General features: G+C 38.3%; 16 protein-coding genes. 4 read left to right on the top strand and 12 right to left on the bottom strand.

The annotated features are described in order from the left end of the window. Positions 1-57: 57 nt before the first annotated feature. The 5 genes from lpdA to OK414_RS06585 form a co-directional block, all read right to left on the bottom strand. A complete protein-coding gene (lpdA, locus tag OK414_RS06605) occupies positions 58-1,470 on the bottom strand; it encodes a dihydrolipoyl dehydrogenase (RefSeq protein ID WP_013082295.1) in 1,413 nt (470 codons plus the stop codon). Positions 1,471-1,473: 3 nt separating this feature from the next. After that, positions 1,474-2,775 (bottom strand): dihydrolipoamide acetyltransferase family protein, encoded by a 1,302-nt coding sequence (locus OK414_RS06600; protein WP_263045428.1) that lies wholly within the window; start codon positions 2,773-2,775, stop codon positions 1,474-1,476. A gap of 102 nt (positions 2,776-2,877) precedes the next feature. Continuing rightward, complete coding sequence (locus tag OK414_RS06595) at positions 2,878-3,855, bottom strand: alpha-ketoacid dehydrogenase subunit beta (RefSeq protein WP_013056055.1); 978 nt, start codon at positions 3,853-3,855, stop codon at positions 2,878-2,880. 3 nt (positions 3,856-3,858) lie between these two features. Continuing rightward, entirely contained in the window at positions 3,859-4,974 is a 1,116-nt protein-coding gene (gene pdhA / locus OK414_RS06590) for a pyruvate dehydrogenase (acetyl-transferring) E1 component subunit alpha (RefSeq protein ID WP_013082293.1), read from the bottom strand. A 579-nt stretch (positions 4,975-5,553) separates the two neighbouring features. Continuing rightward, a complete protein-coding gene (locus OK414_RS06585; protein ID WP_263045429.1) occupies positions 5,554-6,219 on the bottom strand; it encodes a YkyA family protein in 666 nt (221 codons plus the stop codon). Positions 6,220-6,388: 169 nt separating this feature from the next. Between OK414_RS06585 and OK414_RS06580 the strand changes: the two genes are divergently transcribed. Continuing rightward, positions 6,389-6,499 (top strand): YjcZ family sporulation protein, encoded by a 111-nt coding sequence (locus tag OK414_RS06580; RefSeq protein ID WP_016763434.1) that lies wholly within the window; start codon positions 6,389-6,391, stop codon positions 6,497-6,499. A gap of 174 nt (positions 6,500-6,673) precedes the next feature. Then, on the top strand, positions 6,674-7,228 hold the full coding sequence (gene def / locus OK414_RS06575) for a peptide deformylase (protein WP_013056051.1): 555 nt from the start codon (positions 6,674-6,676) through the stop codon (positions 7,226-7,228). Positions 7,229-7,256: 28 nt separating this feature from the next. On the opposite strand, the gene OK414_RS06570 is transcribed toward def, so the two are convergent. Further along, positions 7,257-8,039 carry a Cof-type HAD-IIB family hydrolase gene (locus OK414_RS06570; protein WP_095379846.1) on the bottom strand — a complete coding sequence of 261 codons (783 nt, stop codon included), beginning with the start codon at positions 8,037-8,039 and terminating at the stop codon, positions 7,257-7,259. Positions 8,040-8,587: 548 nt separating this feature from the next. On the opposite strand from OK414_RS06570, the gene OK414_RS06565 reads away from it, so the two are divergent. After that, complete coding sequence (locus OK414_RS06565; protein ID WP_013082289.1) at positions 8,588-8,797, top strand: DNA-dependent RNA polymerase subunit epsilon; 210 nt, start codon at positions 8,588-8,590, stop codon at positions 8,795-8,797. A 5-nt stretch (positions 8,798-8,802) separates the two neighbouring features. Beyond that, positions 8,803-10,470, top strand: coding sequence for a ribonuclease J1 (gene rnjA / locus OK414_RS06560; protein WP_013056048.1), 1,668 nt, complete (start codon positions 8,803-8,805; stop codon positions 10,468-10,470). Between the two features lie 43 nt (positions 10,471-10,513). Here the strand turns inward: rnjA and OK414_RS06555 are convergent, their stop codons facing one another. The 6 genes from OK414_RS06555 to OK414_RS06530 all read right to left on the bottom strand — a co-directional run bounded on the left by OK414_RS06555 (position 10,514) and on the right by OK414_RS06530 (position 17,373). Next, positions 10,514-11,176 (bottom strand): potassium channel family protein, encoded by a 663-nt coding sequence (locus OK414_RS06555; protein ID WP_013056047.1) that lies wholly within the window; start codon positions 11,174-11,176, stop codon positions 10,514-10,516. A 151-nt stretch (positions 11,177-11,327) separates the two neighbouring features. Then, complete coding sequence (locus OK414_RS06550) at positions 11,328-13,133, bottom strand: ABC transporter ATP-binding protein (RefSeq protein WP_263045430.1); 1,806 nt, start codon at positions 13,131-13,133, stop codon at positions 11,328-11,330. A gap of 15 nt (positions 13,134-13,148) precedes the next feature. Further along, a complete protein-coding gene (locus tag OK414_RS06545; RefSeq protein WP_205662508.1) occupies positions 13,149-14,885 on the bottom strand; it encodes an ABC transporter ATP-binding protein in 1,737 nt (578 codons plus the stop codon). Positions 14,886-15,191: 306 nt separating this feature from the next. Further along, positions 15,192-16,088 (bottom strand): phosphogluconate dehydrogenase (NAD(+)-dependent, decarboxylating), encoded by an 897-nt coding sequence (gene gnd, locus OK414_RS06540; protein ID WP_013056044.1) that lies wholly within the window; start codon positions 16,086-16,088, stop codon positions 15,192-15,194. 187 nt (positions 16,089-16,275) lie between these two features. Then, entirely contained in the window at positions 16,276-16,722 is a 447-nt protein-coding gene (locus tag OK414_RS06535; protein ID WP_013056043.1) for a redoxin domain-containing protein, read from the bottom strand. Between the two features lie 102 nt (positions 16,723-16,824). Beyond that, complete coding sequence (locus OK414_RS06530) at positions 16,825-17,373, bottom strand: peroxiredoxin (protein ID WP_013082283.1); 549 nt, start codon at positions 17,371-17,373, stop codon at positions 16,825-16,827. Positions 17,374-17,533 lie beyond the last annotated feature (160 nt).

Here is a 17,533-nt window from a genome sequence, read left to right as displayed (position 1 = left end):
AACCGTTTTCTTCAAAAAAAAAGCTGATGCGTACGCATCAGCTTTTTAAACCATTATTTATTTTACAATGTGAATTGGGCTTCCAATAGCTACTTCAGCAGCTTCCATTGTGATTTCACCTAATGTTGGGTGAGCGTGAATTGTTAATGCGATATCTTCAGCCGTTACGCCAGCTTCGATAGCAAGACCAAGCTCAGCGATCATGTCAGATGCGCTAGGTCCAGCGATTTGAGCACCAACCACTACTCCGTCTTCTTTACGAGTGATAAGCTTCAAGAAGCCTTCTGCAGCGTTAAGTGCAAGTGCACGTCCGTTAGCAGCAAATGGGAATTTAGAAGCTTTAACAGCTAATCCTTCTTCTTTCGCTTGTGCTTCAGTATAACCTACAGATGCAAGCTCAGGCTCAGAGAATACAACTGCTGGAATTCCTAAGTAGTCAATTTCAGCAGGTTCGCCAGCAATTACTTCAGCTGCGATTTTACCTTCGTAAGAAGCTTTGTGTGCAAGTGGAGGTCCAGTTACGATATCACCAATTGCAAAGATGTTGCTTACAGATGTACGAGTTTGGTTATCGATTTCGATAAGACCACGGTCAGTCATTTTAACGCCAACTTGCTCAAGACCAAGCTCATCAGTGTTAGGACGACGACCTACAGTAACTAATACGTAGTCAGCATCGATTACTTTTGACTCTCCGCCTACTTCAAACGTAACTTGTACGCCGTCAGCAGTTTCTTCAACACCTTTAGCCATTGCTTTTGTATAAATTTCAACGTTTCCTTTTTTCTTAAGGTTACGTTTAACAAGTGAACTCATTTGTTTTTCAAAACCAGCTAAGATTTCATCAGCAGCTTCTACAAATGTAACTTCTGTACCGAAGTTAGCAAAAGCAGTACCAAGCTCAGTACCGATGTAACCTCCACCGATTACAACTAATTTTTTAGGAACTTCTTTAAGCGCTAATGCACCTGTAGAGTTGATTACGCGCTCAGAGAATTTGAATCCAGGGATCTCGATTGGGCGAGAACCAGTTGCAAGGATAGCATTTTTGAATTTGTACGTTTGTGCAGAATTTTCATCCATTACACGTACAGTTTCGCTGTCAACGAAGTAAGCTTCACCTTTTACGATGTCAACTTTGTTACCTTTAAGAAGGCCTTCAACACCGCCAGTAAGTTTGTTTACAACGCCGTTTTTGAATTCTTGAACTTTAGAGAAATCAACTGTTACGTTCTCAGCGATAATCCCCATGTCTTCAGAATGTTTAGCGTGTTCAAAACGGTGACCTGCAGCGATTAATGCTTTTGAAGGAATACAACCAACGTTTAAGCATACGCCTCCAAGGTTACCTTTTTCTACGATTGTAACTTTTTGACCTAATTGAGCTGCACGAATTGCTGCAACGTAGCCACCAGGGCCAGCACCAATGACAAGAGTATCAGTTTCGATTGGGAAATCTCCTACTACCATTTATTACGCCTCCATTAATAATAATTCTGGATCATTTAATAAACGCTTGATTTGGTTAAGAGCGTTTTGAGCTGTTGCGCCATCGATAATACGGTGGTCAAAGCTTAGTGATAATGCTAATACTGGAGCAATTACAATTTCACCGTCGCGTACAACTGGTTTTTCAGCGATACGTCCGATACCTAGAATTGCAACTTCTGGGTGGTTGATAACAGGAGTAAACCATTGTCCACCAGCAGAACCGATATTTGTGATTGTACAAGAAGCGCCTTTCATTTCAGCAGGGGCTAATTTACCATCACGTGCTTTTCCAGCAAGGTCGTTAATTTGATCAGAAATTTCGAACACAGATTTACGATCAGCATTTTTCACAACTGGTACTAAAAGACCTTTTTCAGTGTCAGCAGCGATACCGATGTTGTAGTAATGTTTTTGAATTACTTCATCAGTAGAGTCATCGATTGAAGTGTTAAGAGCTGGGAACTTCTTAAGTGCTGAAGTTAACGCTTTTACCACGTAAGGTAAGAATGTTAATTTAATACCTTGATCTGCTGCAACTGTTTTGAATTTTTTACGATGAGCAACAAGAGCTGTTACATCGATTTCATCCATTAATGTTACGTGTGGAGCAGTGTGTTTAGAGTTAACCATAGCTTTTGCGATTGCACGACGGATACCGCTCATTTTCTCGCGAGTTTCTGGTAGGTCGCCTTCAGGAATAGCTTGTGCTGCTGCTGCTTTTGGTTCAGCTGAAGCAGTTTCCTCTTTAGCTAGAGCTTCAGCAGTTGCTGTAGCTGTAGAACCACCAGATAGGAAGCCATCGATGTCATCTTTAACAATACGTCCGTTTTTACCTGAACCAGGAACAGCTTTAATGTCTACACCTTTTTCACGAGCATATTTGCGCACTGAAGGCATAGCAATTACTTTACGGTTAGGATCAACATCAGCTTGTGCTGCAGGAGCTGTTGCTTCTTCAGTCACTTCTTCAGTTGAAGCTTCTTCTTTAGCTTCTTCTGCTGGTGCATCATCATGATCGTCACCTTTGAATTTTAAGTCTTCGTATCCAGGAGCATCAAAAGTAACGATAACTTGTCCTACAGTAGCTACTGTACCTTCGTCAACTTTTACTTCTAATACTTTACCTTTTACAGGAGATGGGATTTCAACAACAGCTTTGTCATTTTGTACTTCTGCTAGTACATCATCCTCATCAATTTCATCTCCAGCTTTTACGAACCATTTTACAATTTCACCTTCGTGGATACCTTCACCGATATCCGGCAGTTTAAATTCAAATGCCACGTGTCTTCACCCTCCTAGTTAGTTGCGTTCAATTTGTTAGTGTTTATTTTATCTAAGACAGAAATCAGCACAAAGCTGATTTCTATCACAGTAAAATGCTAATTAAAATTCAAGTACTTTCTTAGCTGTTTCAACGATATCTTTGTGGTCTGGTAACCATACGCCCTCAGCTTGAGAGAATGGGAACACAGTATCCGGTGCTGTTACACGTAATACTGGTGCTTCTAAGCTTAAGATTGCACGATCGTTAATTTCAGCTACAACGTTAGCTGCGATACCAGCTTGTTTTTGAGCTTCTTGAACTACTACTACGCGACCAGTTTTTTCAACTGATGCAAGAATTGTATCGATATCTAAAGGTTGAACTGTACGTAAGTCCACTACTTCAGCAGAGATACCTTCTTTTTCTAGTTCTTCAGCTGCTTTTAATGATGAGTGTACCATTGCACCGTAAGCGATAAGCGTTACGTCTGTACCTTCACGTTTCACATCAGCTGTACCTAAATCAATTGTGTATGATTCTTCAGGTACTTCTTGACGGAATGAACGGTAAAGCTTCATGTGCTCTAAGTATACAACCGGATCGTTATCACGAATTGATGAAATTAAAAGACCTTTTGCATCGTATGGAGTTGAAGGAATTACAACTTTTAAACCAGGTTGAGATGCTACGATACCTTCTAAGCTATCAGCGTGAAGTTCTGGTGTATGAACGCCTCCACCGAATGGTGAACGGAATGTAATTGGTGCATTCCAGCGACCGCCAGAACGGTAGCGCATACGTGCAGCTTGACCTGATACAGAATCAAGTACTTCGTATACGAAACCAAAGAATTGAATTTCAGGAACCGGACGGAAACCTTGAGTCGATAGACCTACAGCAAGACCACCGATACCAGATTCAGCTAATGGCGTATCGAATACGCGATCTTCGCCGAATTCTTGTTGAAGACCTTCAGTCGCACGGAATACTCCACCGTTTACGCCAACGTCTTCACCAAAAACTAATACGTTTTCGTCGTTTTTCATTTCTGTGCGTAACGCATCAGTAATCGCTTGAATCATTGTCATTTGCGCCATGGCTTACTTCGACTCCTTCTCTTTGTAGATTTCATATTGCTCTTGTAAGTTTGAAGGCATAGTTTCGTACATGATTTCCATTAAATCTGTAACTTTTTGTTTTGGATAATCGTCAGCCTTCTTAATAGCTTGTTTGATATCTTCTTTAGCTTGCTCGATTACTTTGTTTTCTTCTTCTTCATTCCAGATGCCTTTAGCTTCTAAGAATTTACGGAAGCGAACAAGTGGATCTTTCTTTTCCCACTCAGTGTCAAGCTCAGCTGTACGATAACGAGTTGGATCGTCACCAGCCATTGTATGTGGACCATAACGGTAAGTTAATGTTTCAATTAAAGTTGGACCTTCACCGTTTACTGCACGCTCACGAGCTTCGCTTACTGCAACGTATACTGCTAGTGCATCCATACCGTCTACTTGAACGCCTGGGATACCAACAGCCGCTGCTTTTTGAGCGATTGTACGTGCTGCAGATTGCTTTTCAACTGGTGTTGAAATTGCAAAGCGGTTGTTTTGTACAACAAAGATTGCTGGAGCTTTGAATGCACCTGCGAAGTTCATACCTTCGTAGAAGTCACCTTGTGAAGCTCCGCCGTCACCTGTATAAGTGATTGCTACTGCTTTTTTACCGCGCTTTTTAAGACCTAGTGCCACACCAGCAGTTTGCACGATTTGTGCACCGATGATGATTTGTGGAGAAAGTATATCTACACCTTCTGGCGCTTGGTTACCGTGGAAATGACCACGAGAGAATAAGAACGCTTGATATAGTGGAAGACCATGCCAAATTAACTGAGGCACATCACGGTACCCAGGTAAAATGAAGTCTTCTTTTTCTAATGCGAAATGTGAAGCGATTTGAGAAGCTTCTTGCCCAGCAGTTGGTGCATAGAAACCTAAACGACCTTGACGGTTCAATGAAATTGAACGTTGATCAAGAATACGAGTGTATACCATGCGAGTCATTAACTCTTTTAATTTTTCGTCAGATAAATCTGGCAACGCTGATTTATTTACTACTTCGCCCTCTTCATTAAGAATTTGGAACGTTTGGTACTGCTCAGCGATTTTATCAAGTTGCTTTGATACATCAATAATAGCCTTTTTAGTTTTAGCAGCCATCTAAGTCACCTCTTCCTTTCATTTAAGCCGTATAAATTCATTTTACTAATCAAACAAACATACACGCTTTTAGAATGTCCCAAATGGACAAGTAAAAGTCATATTTTGTCGAGTAGCTTTTTGAATTCGCTAATCCTTAACATTTCTATGTATTCCCCAGCGAATTCTGTGCAAACATTTACGTAAAAGGAAAGTTTAAGCGAAACGAACGTTTCGTTAAACTGTATTAATTATTTTGCAAAAATGATTAATACAACACTTACTACGCTACCTAGTTTACAATACACTAAAACAGTTCGTCAATGCATTTACATCAAGAAATTACGCTTTTTTAGTTTGTGAAATAAAACACATAAAAAAGACATGCTGTACTATTACACAGATGCAAACTGTATTATATGTTTTATAATAACCTTTTCTTTTTTTACGTCTGCACATCTCCTATCTTGCCACAAATAAACGATTTTTTAAAACAATAACCTTTTGTAATTTTTACGTGAATCATGTCGAAACTCTTTCTTTATTTCAGAAAACCTTCCTTTTCAGCCAAAAAAAGACCTGTAAACTTCACAGGCCTTCTTATTTATCCTCGCTATTTTTCACCTTTAACTTCGTTTTGTTATAAAAATCCTCTTTGGCTTTGTTATAGTCAGCTGTTAATGTGTTAAACGCTTCTTTTTTCTTTTCAACTTCTTTATAAGTAGCATTGATCGAAGCGATTTGTGTTTCAAGATTCTCTAATTTCACATTGTCTTTTTCAAAGAGCTTATATAGCTGACGATCTAATTCAATGGAATGAAGATAGACATCATGTAAGGACTGGTACGCCTTATAACGCTTCTTCATTAACGAAGATAGTTCAAGCGCCTCTTCTTTTGCTTTGCCATCCTCTAGTTTTTGGATCTTCGGCTCTGTCGCTTCAAATTGTTTTTGCGAAGCGCTGATGCTTTTTTCTTCTTTTTGTAATTTACTTTCACGCTCATCTAATAACTGCTGCGCTTTTTGTGCTTTATTTTTTATTTTCTTTTTATCTTTAATCCCTAGCTCAATAATTTGGTCGTATATCGCATTTTCTTGCTGTTCTAAATCAGCTAACGGTTTTTGCTGATCAGCAAATTGCTTTTCTTGTGCTACCACTTTTTCTAGTCCATTATATACCTCAAGCTCAGGCGATGAGCCCTCTGCACATCCTGCTAGTGACATAGCAGCAATGCCGATAACTATATATCTTCCGATGCATTTCATATCTGGTAAATCCTCCCTTATTCATGGGTCATTATACAATTTTTGTAGGGAATTAGCAATTTATCTACACCCTTTTTCCACCTTTTAATATATTATACTAACCCAATCGGGAAAAAAAGGGAGTTTATTACTTTTTACCTTGGGATTGATAACTACGGGAGGTTACATTATGTTGGGTTATGGTGGATATGGCTGTGGCGGTTCTAATAAAGGTTTTGTGTTATTAATCGTACTGTTCATTTTATTAGTTATTATCGGCTGCAGCTGTGGCGGCTGGTAATTATACAATAAAAGCGGCTAACGGTCGCTTTTATTTTTTCTTATGCATGTTTTTCCATATGTTTGATACATATAATTAGTAGAAACATTTATGTGGTCAAGGTCGAGGTAATGACTTTTTTATACGGATTTGGTACACTTTATACCTATAAAATAGCCTAGGGAGATGTGAAAGTTGATTACAATGAACGATATTATTCAAGACGGACACCCAACGCTGCGAGAAGTAGCAAAAGAAGTACCGTTACCTGCTTCTGAAGAAGACAAAAAGATTTTACATAGCTTATTAGAATATGTAAAAAACAGCCAAGATCCTGAAATTGCTGCTAAATATGGACTGCGATCTGGTATCGGGCTTGCCGCTCCTCAAATTAATGTATCAAAACGAATGATTGGGGTACACGTTACGGATGAAAAAGGCAAGCTATACAGCTATGCATTATTTAACCCTAAGATCATTAGCCACTCAGTTGAAAAGACATACCTTACAGGCGGTGAAGGCTGCTTGTCTGTCGATCAAGATATCCCAGGATTTGTTCCTCGATATGCACGTATCACAGTAAAAGGCACAACGCTTGAAGGCGAAGAAGTGAAAATTCGTTTGAAAGGTCTTCCTGCTGTTGTCTTTCAGCACGAAATTGATCATTTAGACGGAATTATGTTTTATGATTACATTAATAAAGAAAATCCATTTCAAGAACCTGAAAATGCTTTTCCATATGAACGCTAAAAAACGCGAGCTAGAGCTCGCGTTTTTCTTACTTTAATAATCCTACTAGCTCTAATCCGTGGAGAATACCATCTTCTGCTACATCTTTTGTAACAAGATTAGCAACTTCTTTCACGACTTCTTCCGCATTTCCCATCGCTACTCCATTTCCGACAAATTCTAGCATTTCGATATCGTTTAAGCCGTCTCCGAATGCATATACATCTTTTTTGTCAAAGCCAAGCTTTTCAATCATGGTCTCAATTCCTCGCGCTTTTGATCCACCTTTTGGCAAAACATCAGTTGAAAATTCATGCCAGCGAATAAAGTCAAATTTCTTAAATTTTTCTTCATAAGGAGCTTCTTCTCCCGCTGTACAGAATAAGAGGGATTGATAAATTTCACGCCCTTCGAAATAAGTAGGATCGTGGTGAGGGTGGTTAAATCCAATTTTCAGCGTGCTGATGCTGGATTCGATATAGTCATGAAACTCAATGTTTGATTTCATATCTTCATGATCCATGTATACGACAGGGTGATCATGCTCAACAGCAAAAGCTGTTAAATCTTGAAGTTCTTCTTTATTTAACGGGTTTTTATAAAGAACTTCTCCATTTAAAACAATGTACTGACCATTAAAGCTAATATATGTTTGAATATCCAACTCTTCACGCAGATCTTTAAACATAAAAGGAGCCCTTCCAGTTGCAATTGCCACTTCATGCCCCTGTTCTTTTAACAGCTGGACAGCTTTTTTTGTAGAAGCAGGCAGTTTTTTATCATGATCCAATAACGTTCCATCAATATCAAAAAAAATAATCTTTCGTTCCACGTTTATCACCTTATTTTTTATAATTTTTTATCTCTTTGTTAAGCCTTTCCAATTATATCAAACAAGCGCTGGTTTCTCTATAAATGGACGGTCCTATTTGCAGTTTTTCCATATTTAACCACGAGAAACCTCTCCCTTTTCATCATATAATAAAAGTACAGAGAGAGACAGGCAGGTATTGTAAAAAACAAAGGAGCTGAAAAATCATGTTAAAAGATTTTCGAAAAAGGCTGCTAAAACGCTGGAATGAATTATTGCGTAAAAAAACGATGGCATAATCGATTTTTTTAGGGCTTTCTGTTGTAAAATTTGCAGAGTGTGTGTCTGCATCGTACAATGGAATAGCCCTTATTTTTTATACGCCCGGAAAATATAGTCTTGTATCCGTTTCCTATTAATATTATTCTATAATTAATTGACTTGTTATATTTAGATGACTAAAATGTAGTGAAAGCAAGTTTCTTTAGAAAATACATGAAATACATACACATTTTATAATATAATAAAATAAGTTATTTGAATTTCGGAATTAAGGAGAGATTTTTGTTATGATTTTTAAAGTTTATTTTCAAGAAAAAATGAGTGAAGTAGCTGTACGTGAAAATACAAAAACAGTGTATGTGAACGCAGATTCTGAGCGTGACGTTCGTCAAAAGTTAAAAGCGCGTTCAATTAATATTGAGTTTGTTCAAGCAGTGACTGGAGACTATCTAGAATATGAACAACAGCATGAAGATTTTAAAGTATTGGAGATATGATGAAAATGAAATTTGTAAAAAATAATCAAACGGCAGTTTTCGCCCTGGGTGGACTAGGCGAAATCGGTAAAAACACGTATGCCGTACAGTTTCAAGATGAAATTATTCTTATTGATGCAGGAATTAAATTCCCTGAAGATGAGCTTTTAGGAATTGACTACGTTATTCCTGACTACAGTTATTTAGTAAAAAATGCAGATAAAATCCGTGGCCTTTTCGTTACACATGGTCATGAAGATCACATCGGCGGAATTCCTTACTTATTAAGAGAATTAAACATTCCTATTTATGCAGGGAAATTAGCCCTTGGACTTCTTCGCAACAAATTAGACGAGCATGGGTTGCTTCGTACAGCTCAGCTTCATGAGATTACTGAAGATGACGTAATTAAATTCCGTAAAACATCGGTAACTTTCTTCCGCACAACTCACAGTATTCCTGATTCTTACGGAATTGTGGTAAAAACACCAAACGGACAAATCGTACATACAGGAGATTTCAAGTTTGATTTTACACCAGTGGGCGAACCGGCTAACTTAACAAAAATGGCTGAAATCGGTAAAGAAGGCGTTCTATGCTTGCTTTCAGACAGTACAAACAGTGAAATTCCTAACTTTACGATGTCTGAGCGCCGCGTAGGTGACAGCATTCATGACATTTTCCGTAAAGTAGACGGCCGTATTATTTTTGCAACGTTTGCTTCAAATATTCACCGCTTACAGCAAGTAGTGGAAGCAGCCGTATTGCATAACCGTAAAGTTGCTGTATTCGGACGCAGTATGGAAGCAGCTATTGAGATTGGCCAACAGCTTGGATATATTTCATGTCCAAAAGATACGTTCATTGAGCCTTCTCAAATTAACCGAATTCCAGCTAACCGCGTGACTATTTTATGTACAGGCAGCCAAGGTGAACCGATGGCAGCGCTATCTAGAATTGCAAACGGTACTCACCGCCAAATTCAAATTATCCCTGGAGATACGGTTGTATTCTCATCTTCACCTATTCCAGGAAATACAGTAAGTGTTAGCAAAACAATTGATATGCTATTCCGTGCAGGAGCAGAGGTTATTCACGGTGCTCTAAACGATATCCATACTTCTGGACACGGCGGACAGGAAGAGCAAAAATTAATGCTTCGTTTGATGAAACCAAAATACTTTATGCCAATTCACGGTGAGTATCGCATGCAGAAGATGCACATCAAACTTGCAACAGACTGTGGAGTTCCTGAAGAAAACTGCTTCATTATGGATAATGGAGAGGTGCTAGCTTTAAGCGACAGCGAAGCTTCAGTAGCCGGCAAAATCCCTTCAGGCTCTGTATATATTGACGGAAGCGGAATTGGTGACATTGGAAATATCGTACTTCGTGATCGCCGCATTTTATCTGAAGAAGGTCTTGTTATTGTGGTTGTAAGCATCAATATGAAAGACTTCAAGATCGCTGCTGGTCCAGACATTATCTCTCGTGGTTTTGTTTATATGCGCGAATCTGGCGACTTAATTAATGATGCACAGTCCCTCATTACAAAACACTTGAACAAAGTGATGGAACGTCGTACGTCACAATGGTCTGAAATTAAAAATGAAATCACAGATACATTGGCTCCATTCCTTTACGAAAAAACAAAGCGCCGTCCAATGATTTTACCAATCATTATGGAGGTTTAATAAAAGAAAAAGAGCAGATGCAATTGCATCTGCTCTTTTTTTATTAAGCACTGGCAAATTTATTTTCGAAGCGGTTGATATCTGCATCTGCTCCAATAACAATCAACACGTCCCCTTCTTGAATCGTTTCGGACGCCTGAGGAGAAACGATGATATCTCGATCACGCTTAATGGCTACAATGTTAATGCCATATTTTGCACGAATGTCTAACTCAATCAGCGTATTGCCAGCCATTCTTTTGCTCGCTACTAATTCGACAATACTGTGTTCTTCAGATAGCTCTAAATAATCTAGCACGCTGTTTGAAATCATGTTATTGGCAATTCTTCGGCCCATATCTCGTTCGGGATGCACGATAAAATTAGCGCCAATTTTTGATAATACTTTGGCATGATAATCATTTTGCGCTTTTACCGTTATTTTCTCAACCCCCAGCTCTTTTAAAATAAGGGTCGTCAAAATACTTGCCTGAATATTGTCACCAATAGCTACGATAACATGATCAAAATTACGAATTCCTAAACTTTTTAGAACCCCTTCATCCATTGAATCGCCCACTACTGCATGGGAAGCAACGTTAGCATACTCATTTACCTTTTCTTCATCAATATCAATCGCCAGAACTTCCATTCCTTGATCGCTTAATGTTTTACAAATACTTCCTCCAAATCTACCTAATCCGATGACTGCAAATTCTTTTTTCATTTGAATTCCTCCATTATGTACAGGAAAAAATCTGAACTACCGTTATTTTACCACAATTCTTTTGTATCAACCTCATTTTCCCGTTAACACTTATATCTCTTTACTATTTCTCACACTCATAGAAAAACAGAAGGATCAGCTCCCTCTGTTTTTAAGCTGTAGCATGGGTTTGAACAAGGTAATAATATACGCCTTTTTGCTGCATTAGTTCCCCGTGATTCCCCGTTTCAATAATGCTTCCATGATCTAATACAATGATCTTATCTGCTTCTCGTATAGTAGATAACCGATGAGCAATCATGATGGCCGTTCTATTTTTTAACAGCGTTTTAAGCGCCTGTTGAATCTTCACTTCTGTTTCTGTATCGATGCTTGCTGTCGCTTCATCTAAAATGATAATACGAGGATTAGCCAACAGCGTTCGAGCAAATGAAATCAATTGACGCTCTCCCACGGATAAGACGTTTCCACGCTCTTCTACTTCCGTATCATAGCCTTTTTTCAGACGCTTTATAAAATCTGCAGCCCCTACCGCTTCTGCGGCCTTAATCACTTCCTCATCAGTAGCATCCGGTTTTCCAAACCGAATGTTTTCCATAATAGTTCCTGAAAAAATAAAGGTTTCTTGCAGCACAATACTAATTTGCGCTCGTAAACTCGCTAGCGTAATATCTTGAATAGGCATATTATCAATTAAAATCTGCCCTTCGTTTACATCATAAAAACGTGTGATTAAATTAGCAATGGACGTTTTTCCAGATCCAGTATGCCCCACTAAAGCAACCGTCTGGCCTTCTTTTATGTCAATTGATACGTTGTTTAAAGCTTTCCGCTTCCCATCATAGGAAAATGAGACGTGCTTGAACTCAACTTTTCCTTTCATATCCTCTAAAGACGTAGCGGTTTCCAAATCTGCGACGAGAGGTTTTTTATCTAGAAATTCAAAAATACGCTCGGATGAAGCCATTCCCATTAATAATTGATTATACACTTGCCCTAAACGAGAAATCGGTTCCCAAAACATTCCAAGATAAAAAGCAAATGATACAAAAATACCAATTGTTAGCCGTTCATCTTGAATAAGTACAGCACCGAACCAAATTAAAATAGCCGTTCCGACAGCATTTGTGAGTTCTACAAACGGTCGAAACATGGCATTTTTTCGAGTAGCTTGTCTCCAGCTCTCGTAATTTTCACTGTTTATGCGCTCAAAAAACAGCATATTTTCTTGTTCTTGAGCAAATGATTGAGTGACGCGAATGCCTTGAATACTCTCATTTAAATGTGAATTTAATACTGACTGCTTCATACGAACAACTTGCCACGACCGACGAATTCTTCTTCTCAGCTTTGTGGAAATCAAAAACATAATCGGTAAAATGATTAAAACAGCACATGTCAAAGCAGGACTGAGAGAAAATAATATAACTACAATCCCAACTAACAATAAGAGGTCCATAAACAGGTTAACTACCCCGTTGGTAAATAAATCTTGAAGAGAGTTAATATCATTCATGATCCTTACAAGAATAGAGCCTCCTGAACGCGTATCAAAAAACCGGTGCGACAGCCCTTGAATATGCGTAAATAAATGTTTTCTTAAATCATATATAACGTGCTGCCCGAGTTGGTTCATCCATTTAATTCGAAAGATATTCGAAATATAAGATAGTACATACAAGCTAAAGATTATGAAAACTAACTGCATGAGCAGCGTGCTATTTTTATCTTTTACAGCATGATCAAGCGTATATACACCTATCAAAATAGGAATAGCGAGTCTAATGACCGTTGTGATAATGACCATAAGAAACGAGAAAGGAAGCAAGTTTTTTCGATATGGATGAAGATAACGAAACAAGCGGGCCATTTGCTTCCAGTTAAACATCTTATCAATGATTTGATCTGTTTGATAATAAAAGCGCTCTCGCACAACTTTATTTTTTCCGGCTTCCATTCTATTCCTCCCTTGTTATACGTTCATCACTGACGTATTGCTTTCATATTGAATGTCATAAATATTTTTATAAATCCCTTCCTTTTGAATGAGCGTTTTATGGCTTCCTCTCTCTTTTATTTGACCTTCATGCAAGACTAAGATTTCATCGGCATGTCGCAAAGAAGAAAGGCGGTGTGCGATAATAAACGTAGTACGATTTTTCATCACTTCTTTTAAAGCCAATTGAATTTCTCTTTCTGTTTTCATATCAACAGCACTCGTGGCATCATCTAATACTAAGATGCTAGGGTTTAAGATAAGCGCTCGTGCAATTGCAATGCGCTGCTTTTGTCCGCCTGATAACCCCAGTCCTCTCTCTCCCAGCATCGTGTCATACCCATCCGGAAGCTCCATAATAAATTCATGCGCCTGCGCTCGTTTTGCAGCATCAATAATGTCTTCTCTAGAAATACCCGGCACGCCATAGGAAATGTTGGTTCCTATACTGCTTGAGAACAAAAAGGTTTCTTGAAGTACAAAGCCAATTTCTTTTCGAAGAACAGGAAGCGGATACTCTTTAATCGGACGATGGTTAACTAAGATTTGTCCTGAAGTCGGTTCGTAAAACCTCGTGAGCAGCTGGGTTAAGCTTGTTTTGCCGGCTCCAGTTGCTCCGATTAAACCTACTACTTTTCCTTTAGAAGCAGAAAAAGATATGTTCTCAAGCGACTTTTTTTCTTCGTTTGGATAGGATAAGCTAACATGTTGAAACTCGACCGTTCCATTAATAGAGAAACTTCCGGCATGCTCATGGACTTTTTCTTCTTCTTCTAAAATTTCTAGCAGCCTTTCACCTGAAGCTTTAGACTGTGAAAACATATTGATAACAAACCCTAGATTCATAATAGGCCACATTAAATAAGAGGTTAAGCTAAAGAAAGCAACAAGCTCTCCCGGACGTACGCTTCCGTTCATAACAAGCGCTCCTCCGTACGCAAGGAGACCAACAATAGATAAGTTTCCTATAAACTCCATTAAGGGGAAATAAGTTGCCCACACATTCGCGGTTTCAATGTTTCGATTTTTATAAACTCCGTTGGACTCGTTAAATTTAGATGTTTGAAATTTTTCTCTTGATAATGACTTGACCGTTTGTATGCCGCTTATATTTTCTTGAACATTTGTATTAAGTTCCCCAAACGATTGGCGAATTAAGCGAAACGCTGGATGAACGCGCTTATCAAAGCGATAAACAGCTACCCCCAAAAAAGGCAGCAGGCAGATCGTGACGAGAGTGAGTGAAATAGAGTAATAGAACATAACGGAAAAGCTGGCAGTAAGTAAAATAACGAAGCGAATTAATTCTGAGAATCCAAAAGATAGAAAAAAACGAAATCCTTCTACATCAGCTGTCAATCTGGACATCAAGTCCCCTGTTTTAGCATTGTCATAGTAAGAAAACGGTAAATACTGAAGTTTGCGGTAAAGTTTATTGCGAAGAGTATACACGGACTTAATTCCAAATAAGTCGCCGTAATATTGCTGAATATATGTAAAGATTCCTTTGACAATCATTAGCCCAATAAAAATAAATGCTACATTATCGACTAGCTGATATTGTTTTCCTAACACAATATGATCAATCGTATATTGCAGCACAATAGGGTAAATCACAGTGATGGAGGTTACAAACAACAAGCAAATAGCAGAATAAAAAAAGTACATTCGGTACGGCAAATAAAAATCTTTTAGTTTTTTAAACGTTTCCATATACCCCGTCCTTCCTTTAGCTAAAATGCGGCACACATATTTAAATATATCGGTTTCCGAAATAAATTACCATAATTTTTAGATAATTTTTCAAAAAAAGGTAAATAGTCATAAAAAAGAGGCTCGGATATAACTAAATGAATTCAATCTAAAGACGAACAAATGGAATACATGAGTTGAACTGCTAGAAAGATCTACACAGACGAAACTATCCAGCATAACAAAAAAACGAACCACTAATCAAACATGTTGATCAATGGTTCGTTTTTCAATTCGTCTAAAATACGTTTGTTCCAGCCTGTTTTTTTATTGTTTTTCTACTGCGTGTCCGCCGAACTCATTGCGAAGAGCGGCAACTACTTTACCTGTAAACGTATCGTCTTCAAGTGAGCGATAGCGCATCATTAACGATAGAGCAATAACTGGCGTTGGCACTTGTAAATCTAGAGCGGATTCAACCGTCCATTTTCCTTCACCGGAAGAATGCATAACTCCTTTAATACTGTCCAGTTTTGCATCTTTTGAAAATGCACGTTCCATTAATTCGATTAACCATGAGCGAATAACAGAGCCATTATTCCATACGCGGGCTACAGCTTCATAGTCATAGTCAAATTCACTTTTCTCTAACACATCAAAACCTTCAGCAATTGCTTGCATCATGCCGTACTCAATTCCGTTATGGACCATTTTCAAGAAGTGGCCGCTTCCTGCTGCACCTGAATAGAGATAGCCGTTTTCTACGTTGATGTCGCGGAAAATAGGTTCGATTGTAGCAAATGCTTCTTTATCTCCCCCAATCATCATACAAGCGCCGTTTCGGGCACCTTCCATTCCGCCGCTTGTTCCAACATCAAAGTAGTGAATTCCTTTTTCAGCAGAAGCTGCAGCACGTCGTACAGAATCTTTATACTTGGAATTACCGCCTTCAATAATCATATCTCCTTCTTCAAGTAGTTCTTGGAGCTCAGAAATTACTTTTTCTGTGAGCTCCCCAGCTGGAACCATTACCCAAGCAATGCGTGGTTTTTCTAATTTGCTCACTAATTCTTTAATGGAAGAAGCACCTTCTGCTCCCTTTTCTGCTACTTTCTGTACGGCTTCGTTGTTTACATCGAATGCTACCACAGAATGGTTATGATCTAGTAAATTCAATACTAAGTTTGCTCCCATTTTTCCTAAGCCAATCATACCTAATTTCATATGTAAATTACCTCCAATAGTAAGTTTCGTATCATGTTGTTAGTGTTAGTATGGTGTAAACTCACAAGAAAAAATCCACATTTTTATATTTCCTTTATCAGTTACTTCCTACACACAAAAAAGAAAAACATTCGATGCAAGTTCTACTAAGCATCGAATGCTTTTCACCTGTTACAACTGCCTGTATTTATTCGTTCTCGCCTAATACACGATTCACGCGCTTTTCAAGCATTTTCATACCGCTTCCACCAGCTTGGAAGTGGCGTAGTTGACCTGTTTTGTCAAATACATAATATGCCGGTACATATTGATTTTCAAATGCATCCGTTAATTTATGCTCACTGTCTACAAAAATTGGCTGCGTAATATCATGTTCTGCTGCTACTTCTTTAATCTTTGATAAGTCTAAATCATCTTCAGAGCGCGGCATATGAACTGCTACTACGTTTAATTGATCTTTGTACTGGTCGCGAAATTCATTTACTTGAGGCATTGCTTCTTTACATAAATGACAGCTTACTGACCAAAAATGAATAAGCGTTGGCTTTTCGCCGATTAGCTGCTCTTTTGTAACCTCTCCGTTTAACCATTCTGTAGCGCCCGTTAACTCAGGCATTGGCTGACGTAATTTCATGAATAAAAGCCTCCCTTATTTTCACTATTATTAACTATATGTTCTTTATTATCCGATGAAAAAAAGGCCTAACGTGGACGTTAGACCTTTTAAACGTTGTGCTTACGCGTTTAAAGTAGCTTGACCTGGTTTCCAGTTAGCTGGGCAAAGTCCGCCAGTTTGTAACGCTTGAAGAACACGTAAAGTTTCATCAACGTCACGGCCAATATTGTTGTGGTTTACAACTGAATATTGTAATTCGCCTTCTGGGCTGATGATGTATAAACCGCGAAGTGCTACACCTTCTTCTTCAATTAAAACGCCGTACTCACGAGAAACAACGTGATTTGTATCAGCTGCTAATGGATATTTAAGATCACCTAAACCATTATCTTTACGATCAGTGTTGATCCAAGCTAAGTGTGTATGGATTGTGTCTGTAGAAACACCGATTACTTCTGCGTCAAGATCTTCAAACTCATCATAACGGTCAGAAAGTGCAGTGATTTCTGTTGGACATACAAATGTAAAGTCCATTGGATAGAAGAATAATACTGTCCATTTGTCATTTTTAATATTTTCTTCTAAGCTAACTTTACCGAATTCTTTGTTTGATAATACAGCTTCCATTTCAAAGCGTGGAGCTTGTTTACCTACCATACGTTCTGGCATACATGATCCCTCCAAATAATTATTAAATGAGAAAATGTATAAAACATTCTCACTTATGTACTGTTATAACGGTTTTCATTATAATGGATATTGTTTTTTTAGTCAATATTAATTAAGAATTAATTTAAACAACACCTTATAATGGCAATATAGTTGTTAT

The organism is Priestia sp. JV24 (assembly GCF_025910025.1).
GTDB classification, from domain to species: domain Bacteria; phylum Bacillota; class Bacilli; order Bacillales; family Bacillaceae_H; genus Priestia; species Priestia megaterium.
This window is presented reverse-complemented; position numbering and strand designations above follow the sequence as displayed.